The organism is Streptomyces rugosispiralis, from assembly GCF_024505145.1.
In the GTDB taxonomy this organism is placed as follows: domain Bacteria; phylum Actinomycetota; class Actinomycetes; order Streptomycetales; family Streptomycetaceae; genus Streptomyces; species Streptomyces rugosispiralis.
Map to the genome: position 1 here is coordinate 310,919 of NZ_JANIAA010000004.1, position 24,166 is coordinate 335,084.

26 protein-coding genes, 2 pseudogenes and 1 riboswitch are annotated in these 24,166 nt (G+C 74.0%); of the genes and pseudogenes, 15 read left to right on the forward strand and 13 right to left on the reverse strand.

Annotated elements, in window-relative coordinates; translation table 11 throughout:
- Positions 1 to 65 precede the first annotated feature (65 nt).
- On the forward strand, positions 66 to 1,133 hold the full coding sequence (locus NP777_RS09920; protein WP_256649724.1) for a phosphatidylinositol-specific phospholipase C domain-containing protein: 1,068 nt from the start codon (positions 66 to 68) through the stop codon (positions 1,131 to 1,133).
- 7 nt (positions 1,134 to 1,140) lie between these two features.
- On the opposite strand, the gene NP777_RS09925 is transcribed toward NP777_RS09920, so the two are convergent.
- Both NP777_RS09925 and NP777_RS09930 read right to left on the reverse strand, forming a co-directional pair.
- Entirely contained in the window at positions 1,141 to 1,377 is a 237-nt protein-coding gene (locus NP777_RS09925) for a dodecin (protein ID WP_256649725.1), read from the reverse strand.
- 108 nt (positions 1,378 to 1,485) lie between these two features.
- Positions 1,486 to 1,947: a universal stress protein gene (locus tag NP777_RS09930; protein ID WP_137981408.1), complete on the reverse strand. Its 462-nt coding sequence runs from the start codon at positions 1,945 to 1,947 to the stop codon at positions 1,486 to 1,488.
- A gap of 106 nt (positions 1,948 to 2,053) precedes the next feature.
- Here NP777_RS09930 and NP777_RS09935 point away from each other — a divergent pair, with 106 nt between their 5' ends.
- Positions 2,054 to 2,905 (forward strand): metallophosphoesterase family protein, encoded by an 852-nt coding sequence (locus NP777_RS09935; RefSeq protein ID WP_256649726.1) that lies wholly within the window; start codon positions 2,054 to 2,056, stop codon positions 2,903 to 2,905.
- 218 nt (positions 2,906 to 3,123) lie between these two features.
- Positions 3,124 to 4,416, forward strand: a complete 1,293-nt coding sequence (locus NP777_RS09940) for a cytochrome P450 (protein WP_256649727.1) — start codon at positions 3,124 to 3,126, stop codon at positions 4,414 to 4,416.
- Here NP777_RS09940 and NP777_RS09945 read toward each other — a convergent pair.
- From NP777_RS09945 to NP777_RS09960, 4 genes are all read right to left on the reverse strand, one after another.
- Positions 4,379 to 5,149: a bestrophin-like domain gene (locus NP777_RS09945; protein WP_256649728.1), complete on the reverse strand. Its 771-nt coding sequence runs from the start codon at positions 5,147 to 5,149 to the stop codon at positions 4,379 to 4,381. The two genes, NP777_RS09940 and NP777_RS09945, sit on opposite strands and share 38 nt — an antisense overlap.
- Positions 5,150 to 5,183: 34 nt before the next feature.
- Complete coding sequence (locus NP777_RS09950) at positions 5,184 to 5,336, reverse strand: hypothetical protein (RefSeq protein WP_256649729.1); 153 nt, start codon at positions 5,334 to 5,336, stop codon at positions 5,184 to 5,186.
- 820 nt (positions 5,337 to 6,156) lie between these two features.
- Positions 6,157 to 7,020 carry a crotonase/enoyl-CoA hydratase family protein gene (locus NP777_RS09955; RefSeq protein ID WP_256649730.1) on the reverse strand — a complete coding sequence of 288 codons (864 nt, stop codon included), beginning with the start codon at positions 7,018 to 7,020 and terminating at the stop codon, positions 6,157 to 6,159.
- Positions 7,017 to 8,663, reverse strand: a complete 1,647-nt coding sequence (locus NP777_RS09960; protein WP_256649731.1) for an acyl-CoA dehydrogenase family protein — start codon at positions 8,661 to 8,663, stop codon at positions 7,017 to 7,019. The genes NP777_RS09955 and NP777_RS09960 overlap by 4 nt, the downstream gene beginning before the upstream one ends.
- A gap of 102 nt (positions 8,664 to 8,765) precedes the next feature.
- Between NP777_RS09960 and NP777_RS09965 the strand changes: the two genes are divergently transcribed.
- On the forward strand, positions 8,766 to 9,506 hold the full coding sequence (locus NP777_RS09965) for a PaaX family transcriptional regulator C-terminal domain-containing protein (RefSeq protein ID WP_256649732.1): 741 nt from the start codon (positions 8,766 to 8,768) through the stop codon (positions 9,504 to 9,506).
- A 33-nt stretch (positions 9,507 to 9,539) separates the two neighbouring features.
- Here the strand turns inward: NP777_RS09965 and NP777_RS09970 are convergent, their stop codons facing one another.
- From NP777_RS09970 to NP777_RS09980, 3 genes are all read right to left on the reverse strand, one after another.
- Positions 9,540 to 10,544 (reverse strand): LacI family DNA-binding transcriptional regulator, encoded by a 1,005-nt coding sequence (locus NP777_RS09970; RefSeq protein WP_256649733.1) that lies wholly within the window; start codon positions 10,542 to 10,544, stop codon positions 9,540 to 9,542.
- Between the two features lie 58 nt (positions 10,545 to 10,602).
- The gene (locus NP777_RS09975; RefSeq protein WP_256649734.1) at positions 10,603 to 11,721 is read right to left on the reverse strand and encodes an acyl-CoA dehydrogenase; all 1,119 of its coding nucleotides are present in this window, start codon (positions 11,719 to 11,721) and stop codon (positions 10,603 to 10,605) included.
- A gap of 76 nt (positions 11,722 to 11,797) precedes the next feature.
- Positions 11,798 to 13,024 (reverse strand): acyl-CoA dehydrogenase family protein, encoded by a 1,227-nt coding sequence (locus NP777_RS09980; RefSeq protein WP_256649861.1) that lies wholly within the window; start codon positions 13,022 to 13,024, stop codon positions 11,798 to 11,800.
- Positions 13,025 to 13,099: 75 nt separating this feature from the next.
- Between NP777_RS09980 and NP777_RS09985 the strand changes: the two genes are divergently transcribed.
- The 7 genes from NP777_RS09985 to NP777_RS10015 all read left to right on the forward strand — a co-directional run bounded on the left by NP777_RS09985 (position 13,100) and on the right by NP777_RS10015 (position 18,910).
- The gene (locus tag NP777_RS09985) at positions 13,100 to 13,885 is read left to right on the forward strand and encodes an SDR family oxidoreductase (RefSeq protein ID WP_256649862.1); all 786 of its coding nucleotides are present in this window, start codon (positions 13,100 to 13,102) and stop codon (positions 13,883 to 13,885) included.
- Between the two features lie 87 nt (positions 13,886 to 13,972).
- Positions 13,973 to 14,617 carry a TetR/AcrR family transcriptional regulator gene (locus tag NP777_RS09990; protein ID WP_256649863.1) on the forward strand — a complete coding sequence of 215 codons (645 nt, stop codon included), beginning with the start codon at positions 13,973 to 13,975 and terminating at the stop codon, positions 14,615 to 14,617.
- Between the two features lie 35 nt (positions 14,618 to 14,652).
- Entirely contained in the window at positions 14,653 to 15,810 is a 1,158-nt protein-coding gene (locus NP777_RS09995; protein ID WP_256649735.1) for an acetyl-CoA C-acetyltransferase, read from the forward strand.
- A 151-nt stretch (positions 15,811 to 15,961) separates the two neighbouring features.
- Positions 15,962 to 16,384: a septal ring lytic transglycosylase RlpA family protein gene (locus NP777_RS10000; protein WP_256649736.1), complete on the forward strand. Its 423-nt coding sequence runs from the start codon at positions 15,962 to 15,964 to the stop codon at positions 16,382 to 16,384.
- 13 nt (positions 16,385 to 16,397) lie between these two features.
- On the forward strand, positions 16,398 to 17,033 hold the full coding sequence (locus NP777_RS10005; RefSeq protein ID WP_256649737.1) for a cell wall protein: 636 nt from the start codon (positions 16,398 to 16,400) through the stop codon (positions 17,031 to 17,033).
- On the forward strand, positions 17,030 to 17,890 hold the full coding sequence (locus NP777_RS47730) for a MauE/DoxX family redox-associated membrane protein (protein WP_305889562.1): 861 nt from the start codon (positions 17,030 to 17,032) through the stop codon (positions 17,888 to 17,890). The genes NP777_RS10005 and NP777_RS47730 overlap by 4 nt, the downstream gene beginning before the upstream one ends.
- A gap of 150 nt (positions 17,891 to 18,040) precedes the next feature.
- Complete coding sequence (locus NP777_RS10015) at positions 18,041 to 18,910, forward strand: ribonuclease BN (RefSeq protein ID WP_256649738.1); 870 nt, start codon at positions 18,041 to 18,043, stop codon at positions 18,908 to 18,910.
- 39 nt (positions 18,911 to 18,949) lie between these two features.
- Here the strand turns inward: NP777_RS10015 and NP777_RS10020 are convergent.
- Positions 18,950 to 19,480 (reverse strand): annotated as a pseudogene (locus NP777_RS10020) (acetate--CoA ligase family protein); the annotation flags it as partial.
- 151 nt (positions 19,481 to 19,631) lie between these two features.
- Here NP777_RS10020 and NP777_RS48465 point away from each other — a divergent pair.
- The 4 genes and pseudogenes from NP777_RS48465 to NP777_RS10040 form a co-directional block, all read left to right on the forward strand.
- Positions 19,632 to 19,697: pseudogene (locus NP777_RS48465) on the forward strand (aldehyde dehydrogenase family protein); the annotation flags it as partial.
- A gap of 109 nt (positions 19,698 to 19,806) precedes the next feature.
- Positions 19,807 to 20,238 carry an aldehyde dehydrogenase family protein gene (locus tag NP777_RS10030; protein ID WP_256649740.1) on the forward strand — a complete coding sequence of 144 codons (432 nt, stop codon included), beginning with the start codon at positions 19,807 to 19,809 and terminating at the stop codon, positions 20,236 to 20,238.
- A gap of 50 nt (positions 20,239 to 20,288) precedes the next feature.
- Positions 20,289 to 21,032 carry a Mut7-C ubiquitin/RNAse domain-containing protein gene (locus NP777_RS10035; RefSeq protein WP_256649741.1) on the forward strand — a complete coding sequence of 248 codons (744 nt, stop codon included), beginning with the start codon at positions 20,289 to 20,291 and terminating at the stop codon, positions 21,030 to 21,032.
- Positions 21,033 to 21,102: 70 nt separating this feature from the next.
- Positions 21,103 to 21,282, forward strand: coding sequence for a hypothetical protein (locus NP777_RS10040; RefSeq protein ID WP_256649742.1), 180 nt, complete (start codon positions 21,103 to 21,105; stop codon positions 21,280 to 21,282).
- A 280-nt stretch (positions 21,283 to 21,562) separates the two neighbouring features.
- Here NP777_RS10040 and NP777_RS10045 read toward each other — a convergent pair whose 3' ends face one another.
- The 3 genes from NP777_RS10045 to NP777_RS10055 form a co-directional block, all read right to left on the reverse strand.
- Positions 21,563 to 22,408, reverse strand: coding sequence for a glutathione S-transferase C-terminal domain-containing protein (locus tag NP777_RS10045; RefSeq protein ID WP_256649743.1), 846 nt, complete (start codon positions 22,406 to 22,408; stop codon positions 21,563 to 21,565).
- A 166-nt stretch (positions 22,409 to 22,574) separates the two neighbouring features.
- Positions 22,575 to 22,709: a cell envelope biogenesis protein OmpA gene (locus NP777_RS10050; RefSeq protein WP_256649865.1), complete on the reverse strand. Its 135-nt coding sequence runs from the start codon at positions 22,707 to 22,709 to the stop codon at positions 22,575 to 22,577.
- A 38-nt stretch (positions 22,710 to 22,747) separates the two neighbouring features.
- Positions 22,748 to 22,893, reverse strand: a riboswitch (SAM riboswitch).
- 122 nt (positions 22,894 to 23,015) lie between these two features.
- Entirely contained in the window at positions 23,016 to 24,161 is a 1,146-nt protein-coding gene (locus NP777_RS10055; protein ID WP_256649744.1) for a PP2C family protein-serine/threonine phosphatase, read from the reverse strand.
- Between the last annotated feature and the right edge of the window lie 5 nt (positions 24,162 to 24,166).

Below are 24,166 nucleotides of genomic sequence, written 5' to 3' on the forward strand. Positions count from 1 at the left end.
ACCCATGACGCGACTCCCGTACGCTTCTGCCCAGTTGGTCGAGACATCGACGAGGGTGGGGGCACATGGGCAGGGTGGGGAATCCGGCGCGCGGTCATGCCCGGCGCACGGGAACGATGGCGGTCGCCGCGGCGGCCGCCGCACTGTGTCTGACGGCACCGGCGGAGGCCCGGCCCGCCACCGCGGACGATCCGGCCTACTCCGCGACCACCTCGGTGGGGGTGCACAACGCCTACGAGAAGGCCAAGTACCCCTACTTCGCCGACGCGCTGGACTCCGGAGCCTCGCTCCTGGAGCTCGATGTGTGGACCAACGCCTTCGGCTCCGGCTGGCGGGTCTCGCACTCCAACCCGCTCGGCAACGACAACAACTGCGAGAACGCCGCGAACCCGGGCGAGCTGCGCACCAAGCCCCGCGACCAGAGCCTGGCCGGCTGCCTCGCCGACATGCGGGCCTGGCACCAGGCGCATCCGGGGCACCGTCCCATCCTCGTCAAGGTGGAGATGAAGGACGGCTTCAACGGCAAGAAGGGCCGCGGCCCGGCCGACCTCGACGCCCTCCTCGGCGCCACCCTGGGCGACGCGGTGCTGCGCCCGGCGGATGTGGTGGGCGGCCGTGCCACCCTCGACGAGGCGGTTCAGGCGGGCGGCTGGCCGTCCCGCTCGGCGCTCGCGGGCAAGTTCATCGTCGAGCTGATACCGGGCACGGTCGAGGAGAACAACCCCCTCGACACGCTGTGGACCGACCGCGAGTACGCCATCCATCTGCGGGACCTGTCCGCCGCCGGGAAGCTCGGTCAGGCCGCCGCCTTCCCCGCCGTCCACGGCGCCGCCTCCGGCGACCCGCGCACCCGCTACGCCGACGCCGCGCTCCGGCCGTGGTTCGTGCTCTTCGACGGTGACGCGTCCACGTATGTCACCAGCGGTATCGACACCGCCTGGTACGACGACCGCCACTACCTGCTGATCATGACGGACGCGCACAATGTGGCGCCCCCGATCGACGGCACCAACCCCACCGAGGCCCAGGCCCGGGACCGGGTGTCCCAACTCGCCGGCCGGCACGCCAGCTTCGCGACCGCCGACTGGTACCCGCTGCCGTCCGTGCTGTCCACCGTCGTGCCCCGTGGCTGAGCCGGGTTCAGCCGGCCCGGCCCCCGGACCCGGCGCCCGGGTCCTCGAGCCGGAATCCGACCTTCAGCCCCACCTGGTAGTGCGCGATCCGGCCGTTCTCGATATGCCCGCGGACCTGGCCGACCTCGAACCAGTCGAGGTTTCGCAGCGTCTTCGAGGCACGGCCGATGGCGGAGCGGATCGCGTCGTCGACGCTCTCGCTGGACGAGCCGACGATCTCGGTCACCCGGTAGGTGTGGGCCATGGCAGTCTCCCCGGTCCGTGGGGTGGTCCGTTCGCTTCTCCCACGGTGCCTCACCGCGTCGGGCTCCGCGAGCCGGACGGGCGGCCCCTACGGCGCCACGGTGACCGGCTACGGCACCACGGTGACCGGCCAGCGACCGGCCTTGACCAGCCGTACGGCCACCGAGCCGATGAAGCGGTGCCCGGCCTGCTCGGACGCGCCCACCACCACGGCGTCGGCCTTCAGCTCATCGGCCGCCTGGGCCAGGCCGTTGTACGGATCGCCCCGGAAGGTGTGGAACTCCCAGCGCACCTCGAAGACCCCGCGCAGCCGCTCGGTGGCCTCCCGCATCTCCCGCATCAGCTCCTCGGCGACCTCACCCGTGGTGTCGGCCACCGACGCACCGAGCGCCGCGCCCGCGGCCAGCACCGGCTGGATGTAGACCACGACCAGCAGCGCCTTCTGGCGTCTGGCCAGCCCGGCGGCGTAGGCCGTGGCGCGCCAGGAGGATTCGGAACCGTCCAGTCCGGCCACGATGACCTTCGGTCCGTCGGTTCCCCGTTCAAAAGACGGAGGGAGTTTGTCCACCACATCTGCGAGGCTAGCGCCAGGGACGGTCCGGTGATCACCCGGCCCGTCCGGCGGTGCTCGCGCACCGCCACCGCGTCATGACCGCCACCGTACGACAGGAGAGACAATGGGCGGCACCCACGGGGGCGAGCTCCTCGCCATCAGCGACCTTCATGTGGCCTATCAGGAGAACCGGGCGATCGTGGAGCGGCTGCGGCCGGGCTCCGACGACGACTGGCTGATCGTCGCGGGGGACGTCGGCGAGGTCTTCTCCGAGATCGAGGAGGTCCTCGGCCTGCTGAGCGAGCGCTTCGCCAAAGTCATCTGGTCACCCGGGAACCACGAGCTGTGGACCCATCCCAAGGACCCATTGGAAGTCCGGGGGGTGGCGCGCTATGAGGCGCTGGTGGAGATGTGCCGGGCGAAGGGCATCGTCACGCCCGAGGACCCCTACCCGCTCTGGGAGGGCATCGGCGGGCCGCTGGTCATCGCCCCGCTGTTCCTGCTCTACGACTACACCTTCCGTCTCGACGGCCTGACCACCAAGGAGGCCGCGCTGGCCCACGCCCACGAAGCGGGAGTGGTCTGCACCGACGAGCACTTCCTGCACCCCGACCCCTACCCCACCCGCGACGCGTGGTGCCGGGCCCGGGTCGCCGAGACCGAGGCGCGGCTGGCGGCCGTCGACCCGGAGCTGCGGACCGTGCTCATCAACCACTGGCCGATGACCCGGCTGCCCACCCGGGTGCTGCGCTACCCCGACTTCGCGCTGTGGTGCGGCACCGAGCTGACCGCCGACTGGCATGTGCGGTTCCGCGCCGAGACGGTCGTCTACGGGCATCTGCACATCCCCCGGACCACGGTGGAGGACGGGGTGAAGTTCCAGGAGGTCTCGGTCGGCTACCCCCGGGAGTGGAAGGCCCACGGCCGGCTGCCCGAGGACCCGCTGCGCCGGATCCTCCCGGTGCCGGTGGCGTAGGGGCCGCGCGGTGTCCGGTGGGCTCGGGGGCCCGGTGGCTCAGGGCGCCCTGACGGGCAGGGCGTCCTGACAGTCAGCCTCGTGCCGAGCGGGGCGCCCTGGGCGGGGCCTCGTGCCGAGCGGGGCGTCCTGATGGGCGGGGCCTCGTGCCGAGCGGGGCGTCTTGACGCGCAGGGTGTCTTGACGGGCCCGGAGGGCGGCGCCGTACGGTCTCGGCTGTGAACCCTGTCGAGGCGTTCCTCCCCGAGACCTACACCGCCGGTGTCCCGTACGCCCTGTTCGGCGAATTGCGGGCCACCCACCCCGTCTGCCGGATCGACGAGCCCGCGGTCGGGGCCTGGCCGGCCGGCCCCGGCTTCTGGGCGGTGTTCCGGCACGCCGACGTCAAACACGTCCTGCGCACCCCCGAGGTCTTCTCCTCCCACCTCGGGGCCACCCAGATCCGCGACCCCGACACGCCCGCCGATCTGGAGTTCGTCCGGGCGATGATGCTCAACCAGGATCCACCCGACCACTCCCGCAGCCGCCGCATCGTCGCGGCGGCCTTCACCCCGCGCGCCGTACGGGAGCTGGAGGCGGTCATCGAGGAGCGCGCGGCGGCGCTCGTGGACTCCGTGGCCGGGCGCGGCGAGGCCGACTTCGTGGAGCTCGCCGCCGATCTGCCGGTCTGGACCCTCGCCCATGTGATGGGCGTCCCCGAGGGCGACCGGCGGCTGCTGTTCGACTGGGCCAGTAGGGTCATCGGCTATCAGGACGCCGACTACGCCGGGTTGTCCACCACGGACCGCGAGGAGCTGAGCCCCATCGGGCGCGCCGCCCTCGCCCACCGGCCGGCCTCGGCGCCGCGCCGCCCCGACGGCCGGCCGATGAACCCGCGCTCCCGCGAGGCCCTGGCCGATATGTTCGCCTATGCCCACGCGCTCGCCGAGCGGCCGCGGCCGGGCAGTGTGATGGCGCGGATGCGGGAGGGCGGGCTGAGCCGGGACGAGTTCGAGAACATGTTCTTCCTCTTCGCCGTGGCGGGCAACGAGACGCTGCGCAACGGCATCCCCGGCGGGTTGCTCACCCTGCTCGACCACCCCGAGAGCCTGCGGCTGCTGCTCGACCGGCCCGAGCTGACCGGCTCCGCGGTGGAGGAGATGCTGCGCTACTGGCCGCCCGTCATCGACTTCCGGCGCACCGCCACCCGCGATGTGGAGCTGGGCGGACAGCTCATCCGGCGCGGTGAGAAGGTCGTCGTCTTCCACGCCTCGGCCAACCGCGACGAGACGGTCTTCGCCGACCCCGGCCGGTTCGACATCACCCGCGCCCCCAACGACCATCTGAGCTTCGGCTTCGGACCCCATGTCTGCCTGGGCGCGCATCTGGCCCGGGTCCAGATGCGGGCCATGCTGCGCGCCGCCCTGGACCGGCTGCCGGGGCTGCGCCGGGCCGGTGAGCCGGTGCGGCTCACCTCCAACTTCCAGAACGGGCTCAAGACCCTCCCCGTGCGCTGGGGAACAGATCGGTGAACGGCGTGGTCGAGTCGCCGACCGATCGGCCGAAGGGCTCGTCGAAGTCCCACACCAGGAAGAGCAGGAAGACGATGAGCGCGATGAACATCACCGCGAGCAGCAGTTCCCGGGGCGAGCGGCGGATCTGCAGGGTGAAGACCAGCCCGATCACCAGCGCCGCGCCGAGCACCAGGCCGAACCAGACCAGCGGGGGCATCGTGGGCCCCGCGCTCTGCTGCCGTGCGTTGCGCGCGTCGTCCACGGCGGCCACCTGATCCACCATCGGCTGATACGCCTGCGACTGGAGGTCGCTGTGCGGGGCCGCGAGGGTGACATCGCGGCGCAGGGTGGTCAGCAGCTTATCGCCGCGGTCGGTGAGCTCGCCCTTGTCGATCATCACCTTCCACTCGGTGTGCACCACATGGTCCACATACGCGTCCACGTCGTCGCGGATGCGGTCGCGTACCGGTCCCGGGTAGACGCTCGCCCGCTCGACCACCTCGTGCAGCGCCTGCGCCTCGGTGCGGACCCCGTCCTGCGCGGCGGAGCGCGCCTCCCAGACACCGGCGATGGCCAGGCCCAGCACGATCGCGTAGACCACGCCGATCATCATGATCATGTAGTCGAGGACATCGGGGGTCTCGTCCGGATTGTCATCCTCCCCGAGTCTGCGGGCGTTGAGGACCGCCCCGGTCACCACGACCGCGCAGGTCCCGGCCATCACCAGGGTCATAATCAGCCATTCGGGCATGGATGAACCTCCCAAGCGGTTCGGCGGTGGGCCGTCAGCCGCGCCGCCCGCCGCGCGTGCCGGAGCGCGAACGCGGACGGAGAGCGGCGGCCGCGAGGATCGCGGGCGCGGTGAGCAGCAGGGTGAAGGTGACCAAGGAGGTCCCGTTGTCGGGCTTCTTGCGCGCGGGTTTCTCGTACGCGTGCATCTCGACGGCACGGGTCCTGGTCGGTGCGGGAGCCGGCGTGGGGGGTGATGCCGGAGGCTGGGTGCGCGAGGGCGAGGGCGAGGGCGAGGGCGGCGGCAGCGCGGGCGCGCGTGTGGGCCCCGGCGTGGGGAGCCGCGGCGCGGGCGTGGGGGAGGGGGCCCGCGGTGTCGGGGTGGGGGTCGGCGTGGGTGTGGGCGTGTGGCTCGGCGTGGCGGACGGGCTGGGGGTGGGCGTCGAGGGCGGCGTCGGCGTCGGCGTAGGAGTCGGTGTGGGCGTGGGTGTCGGCGTCGGCGTGGGCGTAGGGGTCGGCGTCGGCTTGGGCGGCTTGGGCGGCTTGGGTGGTTTGGGGCACCAGCCGTATCGGGCGACGAGGCCGACCGGGCCCGCCGAGGCGGTGACGCACACACACAGGCCCGGACCGATCCGGATCCGCACCGAGGCGAGCGGTCCGTCGTCCGGGCCCCCGGCCCAGGACCGGGTATCGGCCGTCGGCCGAGGGGAGGCGGGCGCGGTCGCCGGACCGTCACCGTCCTCGTCGGCCAGGGCCGTCGCCCCCGCCGAGGTGAGGACAAGGGCAGTGGCCAGGACCCCCGCACGCCATGCGCGCTGCCATCGCTTCACGAGGAGATGTTCCGCCGAACGGGCGCCCGCCAGCCGTGTGACCATCCGGATTCCCTCGAATGGGGGAATAGGCACTGACATTGGCGCAACGAGGTTTAGCCGAGGACATTCCCCTCATGCACAGCTCGGCTGACCGGAGGCGGTCCCGCCAACGGGTCATGTCCCCGGCCCCGCCCCAGGTCACAGCCGGGCACGCCGGTCACGGCCCGCCGAAGCTCCCATGCCGTCCCGCGCCCGCGGCGAACCGCGCTGCGCCGTCCAGACCCTCCGCCAGTGCCGCCTGACCGCGACGCAGTTCCCGTGCCATGGCCTCGTCCTCCGCAAGCCCCTCCTGCTCCAGCAGCGAGGCCCGGTCCGAGCGCAGACACGTCTGCGGAAAGCGGGCGATCCCGGCCGCCAGCCGCTCCGCCTCCGCACGCGCCCGCCCCGGCGGTACGACGCGGTTGGCGAGCCCGATGGCGTACGCCTCGTCGGCCGGCACCGGCCGTCCCGTCAGCACCAGGTCCATCGCCCGGCTCGCGCCGATCAGCCGTGGCAGCCTTACCGTTCCACCGTCGATCAGCGGAACGCCCCAGCGGCGGCAGAACACCCCGAAGACCGCGTCCTCCTCGGCGACGCGCAGATCGCACCAGAGCGCCAACTCCAGTCCGCCCGCCACCGCGTGCCCGCTGACCGCCGCGATCACCGGCTTGGACAGCCGCAGCCGGGTGGGCCCCATCGGGCCGTCGCCGTCCTCGGCCACCCGGTTGCCGCGCGGTGTGCCGACCGACTTCAGATCGGCGCCGGAGCAGAAGGTGCCGCCCTCGCCCCACAACACCGCGACCCGCGCCTCGGGATCGGCGTCGAAGGCGCGGAAGGCGTTGGCCAGCGCCGTGGCGGTCGCGCCGTCGACGGCGTTGCGCACCTCGGGGCGGGCGAGCACGACCGTGGTGACCGGGCCCTGCCGCTCCGTGCGAACCGTAAGGCGCGCACCGGCCGCACCGGCCGCACCGGCCGCGTCCGCCGTTTCGCCCCCGTCCGCCGTTTCGCCCGCGTCGGCCGGGCCGTCCGTGGGCGTCGTCACCGTGCGTCCTTCGGGCGGGCCCGCTCCAGGATCGGGCCGGTGTCGGTGCCGGGCGGCAGGGTGCCGAACGCGTGCCCCCAGTCCCCGTCGAGCCGCGAGGCGCAGAACGCGTCGGCCACCGCCGGATGGCTGTACCGCACCAGCAGGCTGCCCTGGAGCACCAGCGTCATCTGCTCGGCCAGCCGGCGCGCCAGCAGCTGCGCCCGCTCGGGGTCGGTGAGCTGCGGCAGCAGTCCGCGCAGCCGGTGCACGGCCGCGTCCAGCCGGGCGTCGGCCCCGGCCGCGGCCTCGACCTCGGTGAAGAACGCCTCCAGGGCGCCGTTCTCCCGGCCCAGCGCACGCAGCACGTCGAGCGCCGCGACGTTCCCCGAGCCCTCCCAGATCGACAGCAGGGGCGCCTCGCGATACAGCCGCGGCATCCCGGACTCCTCCACATAGCCGTTGCCGCCCAGGCACTCCAGGGCCTCGGCGGCGTGGGTGGCGCCGCGCTTGCACACCCAGTACTTGCTCACCGCGAGCCCCAGCCTGCGCAGCGCCGCCTCGCCCTCGTCCCCGGCCTCCGCGTGGTCCAGGGCGGCCGCGAGCCGCATCGCGAGCGTGGTCGCCGCCTCCGACTCGACCGCCAGATCGGCGAGCACATTGCGCATCAGCGGCTGGTCCACCAGCTCGGCGCCGAACGCCCGGCGGTGCTCGGCGTGGTGCAGCGCCTGCCGCAGCCCGGCCCGCATCCCCGCCGCCGAGCCGATGACGCAGTCCAGCCGGGTGACGTTGACCATCTCCACGATGGTCCGCACCCCACGGCCCGGTTCGCCGACCCGCCAGGCCAGGGCGGACTCGTACTCGATCTCGGCCGACGCGTTGGAGCGGTTGCCCAGCTTGTTCTTGAGCCGCATCAGCCGCAGCGGATTGCGGCTGCCGTCCGGCAGCACCCGGGGCACCAGGAAGCAGGTGACCCCCTCCTCCGTCCGGGCCAGTGTCAGGAAGACATCGCTCATGGGCGCGGAGGTGAACCACTTGTGGCCGGTGAGCACGTAGCGGCCCGCACCGTCCGGTACGGCCCGGGTGGTGTTGGCGCGGACGTCCGAGCCGCCCTGCTTCTCCGTCATCGACATGCCCGCGATCAGGCCCCGCTTGCCGAGCGGCGGGCGCAGCCCGAAGTCGTAGGCGCGGGCGGCCAGCAGCGGCTCGTACCCGGCGGCGAGCTCCGGTTCGGCGCGCAGCGCCGGGACGGCGGCGTACGTCATGGAGATCGGGCAGCCATGGCCGGGCTCGGCCTGTGCGAACGCGTAGAACTTGGCCGCCCGCACCAGATGGGCGCCGGGGCGGGTCTCGCGCCACGCCGCCGCGTGCTGGCCGCTCGCCACGGCGACGCCCATCAGCTCGTGGTAGGCGGGGTGGTACTCGACCTCGTCGATCCGATGGCCGTAACGGTCGTGGGTGTGCAGCACCGGGGGGTGCTCCTCGGCCATCCGCGCCCAGTCCTGCACCTCGGCGGAACCGGCCCGCGCGCCCAGGTCCCGCACCTCCTGTTCGCCCCAGCCGCCGCCGTGCCGCCGCAGGGCCTCCAGCAGGGCGGGGTCGTCCGCGGTGCTGAAGCCGATGAGCGGCGGGGCCTGGTTGAGGACCTCGTGCGTGGCGCTCATGGCAGACATCTCCTCGTTCGCGGTGGGCTCCCGGGTCCGGCCGGGTCTTACACTTCCAGTATGCGCGACGCAGAACTGTAATGGATAGGGTTTCGCGTAACCATGGACGACACCGGAACGCTCACCCTGCGGCCGCTGACCGCCCGCTCGGTCGTGCTCAGCACCCTGCTGGGCCTGCACCCGCCCCAGCTGCCCGCCCGCGCCCTGGTGCGCGTCGGCGCGCTCTTCGGCACCGCCGAAGGCACCATCCGGGTCGCGCTCACCCGGATGGTCGCGGCCGGTGACCTGGAGCAGAGCGGTGGCACCTACCGGCTCACCGACCGGCTGCTGGCCCGCCAGGCGCGGCAGGACGAGAGCCGCGCCCCGCGCACCCGGCGCTGGGACGGCCAGTGGGAGATCGCCGTCGTCACCTCCGACCGGCGCGAGGCGGCCGAGCGCGCCGCCCTCCGCCAGGCCATGGCCGCCCTGCGCCTGGCCGAACTGCGCGAGGGCACCTGGATGCGCCCCGCCAACCTCGTCCACCCGCGCCCGGACGTCGCCGCCGAGCAGTGCGGCTGGTTCACCGGCGCGCCGGAGGGCGATCCGGCCGAGCTCGCCGCGCGCCTGTGGGACCTGGACGGCTGGGCCCGTCAGGCACGGCTGCTCGGCGCGGCGCTGGACGACGCGGAGGAACCGGCCGACCGCTTCACCGTCGCGGCCGCCGCCCTCCGCCACCTCCTCGCCGACCCCGTACTCCCCGACCGGCTCCTGCCGCGGGACTGGCCGGGTACGGAGCTGCGCCGTCGCTACGACGCGTTCGAACGTGACTTCCGGGCGTGGCTGCCGCGATACGCGGGCGGCTGACCACGCGGGTGTCCCCCAGGACGCCCCCGCCGGCTACGCCGATTCGCGGACCACCAGCTCCGTGGGGAGGACCAGCGCCGGTTCGATGGTCTCCCCGGCGGTCAGGCGCAGCAGTTGGCGGGCCAGACGGCGGCCGATGCCGTCTATCGGCTGGCGCACGGTGGTCAGCGGGGGTTCGGTGTAGCGCGCGGGCTCTATGTCGTCGAAGCCGACCACCGCCACGTCGTCCGGCACCCGCCGACCGGCCCGGCGCAGCGCCCGCAGCACTCCGATCGCCATCAGGTCGGAGGCCACGAACACCCCGTCCAGCCGGGGCTCCCGGTCCAGCAGCTCCCGCATCGCGACCGCCCCGGACTCCTGGGTGAAGTCCCCGACCGCGACATGCGCCGCCAGCCGCGCCCCGTCCAGCGCCGCCCGGTAGCCCGAGAGCCGGTCCATCCCGGCGACCATGTCCCGCGGGCCCGCGACCGTGGCGATACGGCTGCGCCCGGAGCGGATCAGATGCTCCACGGCCAGCGCCGCGCCCGCCGCGTTGTCCACCCCCACGTACGGCGGCGACGCCGGGCCCGGCACCCGCTCGTTGCAGACCACCGGGATGCCCATCCGGGCCAGCGCGGCGGGCAGCGGATCGGCGCCGTGCATCGACGCGACCATGACCCCGTCCACATGGCGGGCCAGCGCGAAGCGCTCGATACGGTCGCGGCTGGCGGCGGACCGGGCCATCATCAGCACCAGCTGCTTGTCCGCGGCCTCCAGCTCCTGGCTCACCCCGCGCACCACGCCCGGGAAGAACCGGTCGTCGGAGAAGACCCGGCCCGGCTCCTCGGGGAGCACCAGCGCGAAGGAGTCGGTGCGCTGGGTGACCAGGCTGCGGGCCGCCTGGTTGGGGATGTAGCCCAGCTCCTGGATGGCGCTCAGAACCGCCTCCCGGCTGTCCTCGCCGACCTTGGGCGAGCCGTTGACGACACGGGAGACGGTGGCGCGCGAGACACCCGCGCGCCGCGCCACGCTCTCCAGGGTGGGCCGGGGCCGGTGCATCCGCGCATACCTCGCTGTTCGCTCACTGATGGGTCGATACAGCATGGATCAAGACCGGTCAGGGCGCGAGGACGCGGGCGCGGCAAACCGACGGGGAGCCCCAGGCGGAGCGCAGGGCGCGGGCCTTGCGGATCCACAGCGAGAGGTCGTACTCGTCGGTGTAGCCGAGCGCGCCGTGCAGTTGGAGGGCGGTGCGCGCCGCGGTGTACGCGGCCTCGCCGGTGGCCACCTTCGCCGCGGCGACCGCCGCGCGGGCGCCGCCCTCGGGTCCCGACGCGAGCGCGCCGCCCCCGGGTCCGGACGCGTGCGCGGTGCCTGCGGGTCCGGACGCGTGCGCGGTGCCTGCGGGTCCGGATGCGTGCGCGTCGCCCCCGGGCCCCGACGTCAGCGCCACCGCGGCCCCGTACAGCAGTGGCCGGGCGAACTCCAGGCCGATCAGCGCGTCCGCCAGCCGGTGCTTCACCGCCTGGAACGAGCCGATCGGGCGGCCGAACTGGGTGCGCTGCGTGACGTACGCCGCGGTGCGCTCCACCAGCGCGAGCCCGGTGCCGAGCGACAGCGCGGCCGTGGCGAAGGCGGCCCAGTCCGCGGCGTGCGCGGCGGCCGCGGCCACGGCCGGGCCCCGGGCGAGCAGCTCGCCGCCGGGCAGTGGCCGGGCCAGCCGCCGGGCCGGGTCGAACGAGGGCTGGACCGGTCCGTGCCCCGGGGCCAGCCACAGCTCCTCGCCCGCGACGGCGAAGACGGCGTCGGCGGCGTCCGCGTCCAGCGCGTACGGCCCGCCGTCGGCCGCCGCGAGCGTCACCAGCGCCCGTCCGTCGGCGATCCGGGGCAGCCAGTCCTTGGCCGCCTGCCCGCTCCGCGCCGTGCCGCTCTCGGCGAGCGCGGCCAGCAGCACCGTGGCGGCGGCCGTCTCGGCCAGGGGCCCCGGCACGGCATGCCGCCCCGCCGCGACATACGCCACGCCCAGTTCGACGGGGAGCGGCCCGACGCCCTCGTACGCCTCCGGTACGGCCAGTGACATCACCCCGGCATCGGCGAGCCGCCCCCACACCGCGCGCCCCGCCGCGTGCTCGCCGCGAGCCCAGGCCCGGACGGCGTGCGGCGTGCCGGCCCCGCCGAGCATCCGGTCCACGGTGCGGCCGAAGTCCGTCTGCGCCTGATCCAGCATGAACCTCATCCGCGCGCCCCCGCGTCGGCCGATGGGCGCTCCCGGCGCCGCTCTCCGTACGAGGTCCGCGCTCCCCGAACCGCCCTCATCGGCGTCCCTTCGGCAGGCCCAGCAGTCGCTCGGCGACGATGTCGCGCTGGATCTCGTTCGTGCCCGCGTAGATCGGGCCCGCCAGGGCGAAGGTGTAGCCGTCGGACCACGGGCCGGGCGCGTCCGGGTCCTCGGCGGCGTCGGACAGTTCGCCGTGCGGGCCCAGCAGGTCCAGGGCCGTTTCGTGAAGGGCGATGTCCAGCTCCGACCAGAAGACCTTGTTCAGGCTGGACTCGGCCCCGAGCGAGCCACCGGCGGCCAGGCGGGAGGCGCCCGCGTAGGCGAAGAGCTCATACGCGCGGGCGCCGATCACCGCGTCGGCGACCCGGTCGCGCAGCGCGGCCGCCTCGACCCCCGCCCCGGCCCCCGCCCCGCTCCTCGCCCCGGCCCCGGCGTCGCTCCCGGCCTCGCCCGCCCGCTCCCGCCACAGCGCCGCCAGCCGCCGCGCCGCCGCGGTGAACCGGCCGGGGCTGCGCAGGGTCAGCCCGCGCTCGTTGCCCGCCGTGCTCATCGCGATGCGCCAGCCCTGCCCCGGCTCGCCGATGACGTCCTCGTCGGGGACGAACACCTCGTCCAGGAAGAGCTCGGCGAAGGCGGGCTTGCCGTCGAGGCGGCCGATGGGGCGCACGGTCACACCGGGCGCGTCCAGGGCGAACATCAGATACGTCAGCCCCCGGTGCGGTGCGCCCGCCTCCGGATCGCTGCGGAACAGGCCGAAGGCCCGGTCCGCGAAGGCGGCCCGGGACGACCACGTCTTCTGCCCGCTCAAGCGCCAGCCGCCGTCGGTGCGGCGGGCGGTGGAGCGCAGCGAGGCGAGGTCGGAGCCCGACTCGGGCTCGGACCACGCCTGGGCCCAGATCGTCTCGCCGCGCGCCATCGGCGGCAGGATCCGGGCACGCTGCTCGGCGCTGCCGTGCTCGAAGAGGGTGGGGGCGAGCAGGCTGATCCCGTTCTGGCTCACCCGGCCGGGCGCGCCCGCCGCGTAGTACTCCTCCTCGAACAGCAGCCACTCGATCACCGACGCGCCCCGGCCGCCGTACTCCTCGGGCCAGGTCACCGCCGACCAGCGGTCGGCCGCGAGGGTGCGCTCCCAGGCGCGGTGCGCCGCGAACCCCTCGGCGGTCTCCAGGGAGGGCAGCGGCACTGCGGGCGTATGCGCGGCCAGCCACCGCCGGGCCTCGGCCCGGAACGCCGACTGCGGCTCGGTGAGATCGAGGTCCATCGGCACGGCACCCCCTCCACCAGCTCCGTTTGCGGGTTCCCTAACAAGTGTTTGGTAGGTTACCGTGGCGGCGTGATGGACAACAAGGCGCCGTACGTCCCCGGCCATGGCCTCCTTACCGGTCGCACAGCCGTCATCACCGCCGCCGCGGGCACCGGGATCGGCGGCGCCACGGCCCGCCGGTTCCTCGAGGAGGGCGCGCGTGTCGTCCTCGGCGACGCCCATGAGCGCCGGCTCAAGGAGACGGTGGCCACGCTCGCCGGGGAGTTCGGCGCGGAGCGGGTCGCCGGACGCGTCAGCGATGTGACCGACGAGGCCCAGATCGCCGGGCTGTACGACCTCGCCGAGGAGCGCCACGGACGGCTGGACGCGGTGGTCAACAACGCCGGGCTCGGCGGCACCGCCCTGCTGACCGAGATGACCGACGCACAGTGGGACAAGGTCATCGACGTCACCCTGAACGGCACCTTTCGCTGCACCCGCGCCGCGCTGCGCCGGATGAAGGCGGGCGGCCACGGCGGCGTCGTGGTCAACAACGCCTCGGTCGTCGGCTGGCGCGCCCAGGCCGGCCAGGCCCACTACGCGGCGGCCAAGGCGGGCGTCATGGCGCTCACCCGCTGCGCCGCGGTCGAGGCCGCCGCGTACCGGGTACGGGTCAACGCGGTCTCGCCGAGCCTGGCCATGCATCCGCACCTGGTGAAGGTCACCACCCCCGAACTGCTGGCCGCGCTCACCGAGCGCGAGGCCTTCGGCCGGTACGCCGAGCCCTGGGAGGTGGCCAACGTCATCGTCTTCCTGGCCAGCGGCTACTCGTCGTACATGACGGGCGAGACGGTGTCCGTGAGCAGCCAGCACCCATGAGGCGAGAATGAGAACGTGCCGAATTCCACCAGGAACCGCGCTTCCACCGGAAACAGCGCGAAGAAGAACAGCGAGAAGAAGACGACCGTGACCCCGTCCCCCGAGCGACGGCGCGAACTGCTCTCCACCGCGGCGGAGGTCTTCGCCGCCCAGGGGTACAACGCGACCACCGTCCGCCGGATCGCGGACGAGGCGGGGATGCTCGCGGGCAGCCTCTATTACCACTTCGACTCCAAGGAGTCGATGGTCGACGAGATCCTCTCCACCTTCCTGAACGAGCTCTGGGCCGGGTACGACGAGGTGCTCGGCGCCGGACTCGGCCCCCGGGAGACCGTCGAGGCACTCGTCACCGAGTCCTTCCGGGAGATCGACCGGCACCGCGCCGCCGTCGCGATCTACCAGAAGGAGTCCCAACACCTGTCCACCCAGCCCCGCTTCGGCTATCTCACCGAATCGCGGGGGCGGTTCGAGCGGGCGTGGCTGGGCGCGCTGGAACGCGGAGTGGCCGAGGGGGTCTTCCGCGCCGACCTCGACATCCGGCTGGCGTACCGCTTCCTGCGCGACACGGTGTGGGTCGCCGCCTCGTGGTACCGGCCGGGCGGCCTGCACAGCCCCGAGGAGATCGCCCGCCAGTATCTGTCGATGGTCCTGGACGGCATCACTCCGCGAGAAGAACAAGCGCGTCGAGACCGGACGCAACGAAAGACACAACGACAGACACAACGACCGTAAGACCGTCATCACCTGAGCGATCTCAAGGAGCTGCCATGCCCGAGGCATACATCGTGGAAGCGGTAAGGACGCCGGTGGGGCGGCGGAAGGGCGGGCTCGCCTCCGTCCACCCCGCCGACCTCGGCGCCCATGTCCTGCGCACGCTGATGGAGCGCTCGGGCGCCGACCCGGCCGCCGTCGAGGACGTCGTCTTCGGCTGTCTGGACACCGTGGGCCCGCAGGCCGGGGACATCGCGCGCACCTGCTGGCTGGCCGCCGGGCTTCCGGAGGAGGTCCCGGGCGTGACCGTCGACCGGCAGTGCGGTTCCTCGCAGCAGGCCCTGCACTTCGCCGCGCAGGGGGTGCTCTCCGGCACCCAGGACCTGGTGGTCGCGGGTGGGGTGCAGAACATGTCGATGGTGCCCATCGGCTTCGCCAGCGGCAAGGCCAGTGAGTCCCTGGGGCTGACCGAAGGCCCCTTCGCGGGCTCGGAGGGCTGGCGGGCGCGCTACGGCGACCGGCCGGTCAGCCAGTTCTACGGCGCCGAGCTGATCGCCGAGAAGTGGGGCATCACCCGCGAGGCCATGGAGGAGTTCGCCCTGGGCTCGCACCAGCGGGCGCTGCGCGCCATCGACGAGGGCCGCTTCGACCGCGAGACCGTCCCGTTCGGGGACGTCTCGGTGGACGAGGGGCCGCGCCGGGACACCAGCTTGGAGAAGATGGCCGCCCTCAAGCCGCTCGTCGAGGGCGGACGGCTCACCGCGGCGCTCTCCTCCCAGGTGTCCGACGGCGCCGCGGCCCTGCTGCTCGCCTCCGAACAGGCCGTACGGGAGCACGGCTTGACCCCACGCGCCCGGGTGCACCATCTGTCGGTGCGCGGCGAGGACCCGATCCGGATGCTGTCCGCGCCCATCCCGGCGACCGCGCACGCGCTGAAGAAGACCGGGCTGACCATCGGCGACATCGACCTGGTCGAGATCAACGAGGCGTTCGCCCCCGTCGTCCTGGCCTGGCTGAAGGAGACCGGCGCCGACCCCGAACGAGTCAACGTCAACGGCGGCGCCATCGCCCTGGGCCACCCGCTCGGCGCCACCGGCGCCAAGCTGATGACGACCCTCCTGCACGAACTGGAGCGCACCGGCGGCCGCTACGGCCTGCAGACGATGTGTGAGGGGGGCGGCCAGGCGAACGTCACGATCGTCGAGCGGTTGTGAGGACCGTGGCCACGGGCTCGGCGGACGGAGTCCGGCGCGGGCGCCCGAAGCCCGTGAGGCCCGACCGGACGCCTTCCCGTGGCGACCGCGTCCGGCCCCACGGATGATGGTGCTGCTCCGAGGGCGGGACCGAGGCCGGGAGGACAGCGCCATGGCGTGCGGATCGACCAAGCTCTGGAACGGCGAGGCCACCTGGTTCTGTTGTGGCAGCGCCTGGGGTCCGTGCTCCAGCGCGGGCGGCGGCGCGTGCGGCACCTGCCGGTCCAGCGCACTGCAGGCCGCCTGGCCCAACGCCTCCAAGGCGTGCTGGGACATCACCCGGCCGGACCTGTGCGGCGAGGACATACCCCGGCGCGGCTGCGGCTCGGTGATGAAGGTGCGCCATGACTGCTCGGGCGCGAGCGTCTGCGTCACCGTCAGCGACTGCGGCCCGCGTACCCGCGGCTTCTGCTCCGAGTCCACCTGCTGCGACGGGATCTGCCGCACCAACCGGGTCATCGACCTCACCCCCGCCGCCTTCTCCGCCATCGGCAGCCTGAGCTCCGGCACCCTGCCGGTCTCCATCTTCGAATGAGGCGGGCCCGGTCATGAGCGCGTACCGAACCGGCGACCCCCTCGACCGCCGTCGCTTCCTCACCACCACCGCCCTGCACGGCGCCACCGTCATCGGGGCGACCGCGCTGGGCGCCGTGGACGCCGACGCCGCCTTCGCCGCGCCGATCCGGCCCCTGGACCCGGCGGTCGCCGAGAGCGCCTTCGCCGAGGGGCGGATCACCGCGATCAACGACGACGTCTTGGCGGTCGCGGGCTCCTACGGCGACCACTCACGGGTGCGGGTCACCGGCGCCACCAGCGTCTGGAAGGCCCGGGCCACCACCGCGGCCGACATCGAGACCGGCGACGGGCTCTACGCCCGCGGCGTCCCGCTGCCCGACGGCACCCTCGCCGCCGACGCGGTGTGGGTCAACATCGTGAACCTCCACGCCACCATCCGCGGTATCGAGAAGACCCGGCTGCATCTCGCCCACGGGCAGCACGAGATCGTCGGCAACCTCATGACGGAGGCCACCAGCGCCGCGTACGGCACCGCCTCGCCCACCGCCGATCTGTCCCGGCTCACCATCGGGCAGAGCGCCCAGGTGCTGGGCGCGTGGCGGCCGTCCGACGGCTCCGTGGACCTGGTCCGGGTCGCGGTCGCCCCCGGCGCGGGGAGGCGGCGATGAGCGCCCTGGTCCGCGACCTCGCCCCGCTGCTGCTCGCCGGGGTGCTGGGGCCGGCCGGTGCGGGCAAGCTGTTCGGCCGGGGCACCGCCCGGCAGGCGCCCCGTACCGCGCTCGCACGGCTGCTGCGCCACGGCGGCCGGGCCGCGCTCGCCCTCCGCGTCCTCGGCGCGCTCGAACTCCTCCTCGCCGCCGCGCTGCTGGCACCGCCCGTCACCCCGCTCCCGGGAGCGGCGGCCGCCCTCCTGGGCGCGGGCTTCCTCGGCTACCTCGGCTACGCCCGCGCCGCCGCGCCCGGCTCCTCCTGCGGCTGTACGGCGCGCCGGGACGCCCCCGTCACCTGGCGCGCCTTCGTCCGCGCCGCCGCGGTCCTCGTGGGCGGGGGTGCGGCGGCGGCGGCCCAGCGGCCCTGGTGGACCGCGGCGGGCCACCGTCCGGGCGCGGCGCTGTGCCTGGCGCTGGCCGCCGCGGTGGCCCTGACGGCGCTCTCCGCCGATCCCGACCGCCGCTGGCGGATGCCGCTGCGCCGGCTGCGGCTGCGGATCACCGGGCATCCGCTCGCCGCGACCGGAGCGCGGACGGCGGTCCCGATCGCCGCCACCGTCGAACTGCTGGAACGCTCGCGCGCCTGGCAGAGCGTCTCCCGCGTGGTGCGCTCCGCGCTGCTGGACCACTGGGACGACGGCGGCTGGCGCATCCTCCAGTTCGCCGGGGTGTACGGGGGCGGTCCGGCCGCGAGGCCCGTGCTGGTGCTCTTCGCGGTGGACGCCGGGGCCAGCCTGGACACGGTGCGCGAGCCCGCCGTCCGGGTGAGCGTCATCGACGCGGACAGCGGGGCCCCGGTCATGGCCACGGCGTGAGTCCCGCCGAGCGGGCACCGACGGCGCCCCGGACACCGCACATGTGTTCCGGGGGGACTCCCCGCGGAGCGCCCGGCGGAACGTCACCACCCCGAGTAGCCTGGACGGCACTGCCCAGGTCGAGCCGGTGGCGCGAGTAGGGGAGTGGGTATGTCCGAGAATCGGTCCGCGTCCGGCTCCCGAGGGCCCCGGTCCTGGCCCTGGTGGCGGCGGCTGGAGGACGCGTTCGACCGGTCCGCGATCGGACGCGGATGGCGCCGGGGCAGCGAATTCGAGCTGCTGCACCGTGCGATGGGCTTCGCCGCCCTGGGCTTTCTCACCCTGGTGCCCCTGCTGATCGTGGTCGCTGCGGCCGACCCGGTGAACCGGCTCGGGTTCGCCCAGTGGCTGGGCGAGGGCCTCGGGCTCACCTCGACCTCACGGGACGAGGTGCAACGGCTGTTCGCCCCGCCCAAGCAGGCGCTGGAGTCCACCACCGCCTTCGGTCTGGCCACCCTCGCCATCTTCGGACTGCGCTTCGGCACGGTGCTCCAAGTGGGCTACGAGAAGGTGTGGGAGCTGCCGGCTGGCCGCTGGCACACCGTCTGGCGCCATCTGGTGTGGCTCGTGGTGCTGATCTGCTATCTGCTGCTCTCCGCCCATCTGGCCCCCGGCGTCTCCCGGGTACTGGTGGCGGTGCTGGGCACGCTGCTGTTCTTCTGGTGGTCGCAGTATCTGCTGCTCGGCGGGCGGATCAGCTGGGGCGCCCTGCTGCCCGGCGCGCTGGCCACCAGCATCGGGCTGCTGGGGCTGCGGGTCTTCTCCCAACTGGTGTTCTCCCCGCTGATCGCCTCCAGCACGGTCTCCTACGGCCCGGTCGGCACCGTCCTGGTCGTCCAGTCCTGGCTGGTCGGCGTCGGTTACGTGGTGTTCGGCGGCGCGCTCGTCGGGCGGGTGCTGCACGAGGACTGTCTGCGGATGGTGGCTTGGCGCCGCAAGCGCCGCCGCGACCGGGCCAAGGCGGCCGGACCGCCGGAGTGACGCCCCGCCCGCACCCGCTCGCCCGCGACGGCCATGTGGTCAGGAGTCGCGCCAGGTGACGAGGGCGTCCAGCGCCTCGACGGTGGCGTCCTCCACCCACAGCGGATTGACCTCGAGGGACTCCAGGTCCTCCGCCACCGCGAGGGCGAGGTCCCCGATCCGCGCCACGGCGTCCGCGACCGCGTCGAGGTCGGCGGGCGCGTTGCCGCGTGCCCCCTGGAGCAGGGGTGCGCCGCGCAGGCCGAGGAGCAACTCGCGCGCGTGCGCCGGGGTGACCGGGAGCAACGCGAGCGCGGCGTCGTCGAGCACCTCCGTGAAGACCCCGCCGAGGCCGACCGCGAGCACCGGCCCCCACTGGCCGTCGTGGACGACGCCCACCAGAAGCTCCGTACCGCCCGTCCGCATCGGGGAGACGAGCACGCCCTCGACCGCCGCCCCGGGCACCCGGTCGGCACCGGCCCGCACCGCCTCGTACGCCGTCCGCACCGCGTCGGCCCCGCTCACCCCGAGGCGTACCCCGCCGATGTCGCTCTTGTGCGCGATGCCGGGGGAGACGACCTTCAGGGCGACCGGGCCGCCGAACCCGGCCGGCTCAGCTCGAGAGCGCGATCGAGGCCGCCCGCCGCGCCTTCACGACCTGGAGCGCGGCGCCCCTGGAGGAGCGCCGGGAGATGGAGTTCCCGGCCGAACGGTCGCCGAGAAGCTCTTCTGGGCCTGCTTCATGAACACCGGCCAGGTCTGCGTCGCCGCCAAGCGGGTGTACGTCCACGACGACGTCTACGACGCGTTCGCCCGCCGCTTCGCCGAGGTGACCGCCGGGGTGAAGGTCGGCGACGGCCGCGCGGAGGGCGTACAGATGGGACCCGCTGCGGAACCGCGCCCAGTACGAGAAGGTCGTGGCGCTCATCGAGGACACCGTGGCCTCCGGCGCGAAGTTCCTGGTCAAGGGCGATATCCCGGACGGCCCCGGCTACTTCGTCCACCCGGCCGTGGTGGACAACCCGGCCGACGACTCCGACATCGTCAGGCTCGAACCGTTCGGTCCCGTCGTACCGCTGCTGCGCTTCCACGACATCGACGAGGTCGTCGAGCGGGCCAACGCCTCCGAATACGGCCTCGGCGGATCGGTCTGGAGCGGCGACCCGGCGGCGGCGGAGCGGATCGCCGCACGCATCGAGACGGGCGTCGTCTGGACCAACGAGGGACCACGCCTCGCCCCCGACCTGCCGTTCGGTGGCCACAAGACCTCGGGACTCGGTGTCGAGAACGGGACGGCGGTCCTGCTCGAATACACGGACACACAGGTGCTCTGGTCCCGTACGGCCTGACCCCCGAAACGCCGTCGCCCCGGGCCGGGGCCGCCTGGCATGCTGGCGGTGTGAACGGACCCGAGATCCACCTCAGCCTCGCCCCTGAACTGCGATTTTTCGCCGTTCCCGAGCGTCGCCGCCCCTGGACGGCCGTCGCCACCGACGGCGTCTCCACGCTCGGCCATGTGGTCGAGTCGCTCGGGGTGCCGCTCACCGAGGTGGGCGGGCTGCTGGTGAACGGCGAGGAGGCCGCCGTCTCGCATGTGCCGGGGGCGGGGGAGACCGTGGAGGTCCGGCCGGTCGTCCGCCCGCAGCGGGTGCCGGGCGCGCCGCTGCGCTTCCTGCTCGATGTGCACCTGGGCACGCTCGCGCGGCGGCTGCGGCTGCTGGGCGTGGACGCCGCGTACGAGAGCGAGGACATCGGCGACCCCGAGCTGGCCGCGCGCTCCGCCGCCCAGCGGCGGGTGCTGCTCTCCCGCGACCGGGGGCTGCTGCGCCGCCGCGAGCTGTGGGCCGGGGCGTATGTCTACAGCGACCGCCCCGATGAGCAACTGCGCGACGTCCTCGGCCGGTTCACTCCGGGCCTGGCGCCCTGGACCCGCTGCACCGCCTGCAACGGGCCGCTGGAGGACGCCGACAAGGAGACGGTCCGGGAGCGGCTTCAGCACGGCACCCGGCGCACGTACGACGTCTTCGCGCGCTGCACGGTCTGTGAGCGGGTCTACTGGCGCGGTGCCCACCACGCCCGTCTGGAGGCCATCGTGGCCGGGGCGATGGGCGAGTTCGGCGGCGAGCGGGCCGCGCTGTCCTGAGCGCCGGGGCCGTTCGCCGCCGGCCCGGTGGGAGGAGGCGCGGGCGGAGCTGGAGTCCTACCGGGCGGGCATGACAGGGCCGCTGCGCATCGCGGGCTTCACCACCGCGATCAGCGGCCTGATCGCCCCCGCCGCCGGGCGGCTGCGGCCCAGCCACCCCGACCTGCTGGTGCGGGTGCGGATGGTGTGCGCGGCGCACGGGTTCTCACCGCGGATCGTGCACGCCGCCACCCACCGGTCGGCGGTCTGACTGGTCGCTGGTCGGGAACGGGCCGGGCGTCTCGCCCATCCCGCGGCCGGCCGAGGGCACGGCGGGCCGGGCGGTGGCCCGGGTGCCGGTGGCGGGCGAGAACATGCCGACGCGGCGGATCCTCACCTGTGTGCGCCGGGGCAATCGGCCGAACCCGCCGATCGACCTCGGGACGGGGCGCCGGAAGAGGCGGTGCGGCACCACCAGGGCCTGGACGGCTGGCCTCGATCCGCCGCCTGGCGGCTCGCCCACCACGACGCCCTCCTGGGGCACCTCCCGCTCAGGAGACCTCGTCCCGGAGGGCCTCCGGAAGCGTGGTGTGGAAGGCCGGATGGGCGTGCAGCCGCCGCACGTAGGCGCGCAGCCGCCCATGACGGGAGACCCGGTCGGCCGCGTCGGCGTCCAGCAGGAGCCGGTGCTCGCCGTCCAGCTGGACGAGGGCCACCCACAGGTCCACATCGGCGGCGGTCAGCTCCTCGCCCAGCGCGTACGGCGCCGCCGCCAGCCCGCGGTCGAGCCGGCCGAGAGCGGTCAGCAGCCGCTCCAGCGCCGCGTCCCGGCACTCCGCCTCGGATGCCGTCCCGGCCTCGCGCGCGGCGCGGGTGACGTCCGTGTCGAGAAGGTCCCGGAGGGCGTCGATGTCCGGGGCGAGGGCCGCCGGGCGCAGCCGGAGCCGTCCGGGCCCGCCGTGGTCGCTCAGGTGGCCGGCCAGGTCGCGCAGGATGTCGGGCGTGTGATTGCTGACGACACGTCCGGTCCAGCCGTCGCAAAGCGCGGGCGCGTCCACCGGTCCGTCGTAGTGGTGCCAGGTGGCCTCGTAGGCCCCGCGCAGTGCGCCGTACGCCTCCGGGGTGTCGTCCGGGAGCCCGACGAGGGTGGTGGCCACGGTGTCCCGCAGCCCGAGCAGATCGAGGGTGATGGAGACGCGCAGTGAGAGCGGACAGCTCGCGGAGAGGTAGAGCCGATAGCGATGCGGCACCGGATAGAAGCCACCGGCGAGATCGACGCCGATGCGGCTGCGGAAGCGGTGCGGTGGCACGGGCGGGGCGATCCGGGGGCGGGGCGAGCAGGGGTCGGGGTCGAGAAGAGCGGCGGGACCTGAACTGACCGGATACGTCTCGGACATGGCTCTCCAAGGCAGTGACGGAAGCCCCGGCCCCGCCGGTTGAGGGCGGCGCCGATGGCGCGACGGAGGGGAAGCCCGCGCGGGCGCCCGCCGGGGCGGCGCCGGGACACACCCGACACCCCGGCGCGCGGGGCCGCGCTCGGTGACCGTGTCGACTCGGGCCGACTCAGACGGCTGGACTGGCGGCGCTGCAGATGCGCAGCAGATCGATGTGCAGCCGTCTGGTCAGGAGGCGGCGGAGCGGGGACAACGGCCGGGGGCGCCGACGGGCGCCGTCCCGGTGGCTGTCGGTCCTGGGCATCTCCACCGATCCCATCCTCGGGGGCTCGCGAGGCAGCGAGACCGCGCTTGTCCCGTCCACGCCGACGGAACCTGGTCGTCACCCGGGGGCACCCCGTCGCGGTGGAAGGGTTGCCTGTCAGCGAGCCGGGGCCGATGACCCACCTGAGCGGGGTTCCGCACGGTGGGCGCTGACAATCGTGACCGTCCCTGACAGTGTCGTCGCGCTCCGCGAGGGCGTCAACCCATGCCGAAGTGGCCAACACCGGCCGACGGCACGGCGGATGTACGGCGCCCCGGCGCGACCGGCTCGGGCGGCGCGACCGGCTCAGCGGAACGGCCGCTCCGCGCCGCCGACGTCCCGCTCGATGAGGACCATGGCCGCGTCGTCCGCCAGCCGTCCCTCGGCGTGCCGGACCAGGGCGTGGCGCAGCCGGTCCAGGTACTCGGACGGGGTGGCGCCGTCCAGCGTCTCCATGGTCCGGCACAGCGGGAAGAACTCGTTGCAGTGGTTGCGGGCCTCCACCACCCCGTCGGTGTGCAGCAACAGCCGGTCACCGGGCAGGAACGGAAAGGTCTCGACGCCGATCGCGGGAGGGCCGAGGAACTCCTCGAGGCCGAGCGGCGGCAGCGGGCGCTCCGGGTCCAGGGAGCGCACCTCGCCCGCGCGCATCACCAGGGGCGGCGGATGGCCGCGGTTGATCAACTGGACCAGTGAATCGTCCGTCACCTGGGCGAGGAGCACGGTGACGAACTGCTCCTCGAGCTCCTGCGGATCCCGCAGTTGGGAGCGGTCCAGCAGTTCGTACTCGCGGGCCAGCGCGGCCGCGCAGCGGCGCATCACCTCGGCGAGGTCCCGCTCGTAGTGCACCGCCTCCCGGAAGGCGCCCACGACGGCCGCGGCGGACCGCACCGCGGCCAGCCCCTTTCCCCGCACATCGCCGACGATCAGCCGCACTCCGTAGCGGGTGCACATCGCCTCGTAGAGGTCCCCGCCGATCTGCGCACCGCGCTCGGCCGCCAGATAGACGCTGGCGGTGTTCACCGCGCCCATCCGGGCGGGCAGCGGCCGCAGCACCACGTTCTGGGACACCTCGGCGATCCGGCGGACATGGGCCAGCTCGCGGTCCCGGCGCACCCGCACCGCGCAGGTCGCCACGCTCGCCACCGCCACCACCAGCAGGGCCAGGAGATTCGCGTACGGCTGCGGGGTGCCCCAGGCGTCGTTGTGGATGGCGGTGATCACGCTGATCACGCCCGCCAGCACCGCCACCCCGGCGGTGCCGACCGGCCCCATGGTCACCGCCGCCAGCGCCGGCGCCGGGGAGAGCAGGGGGCCGGTGTAGAGCGTGTGCGCGGGGGAGAGCTCGATGCCGAGCACCGCCGCCAGGACCAGGAACGGCAGACACCGTGTGATCGCGAACAGCGTCTGGCTGCGACCGCTCACCCCCGGGGCGGCGCGCATGAATCGCATAATTG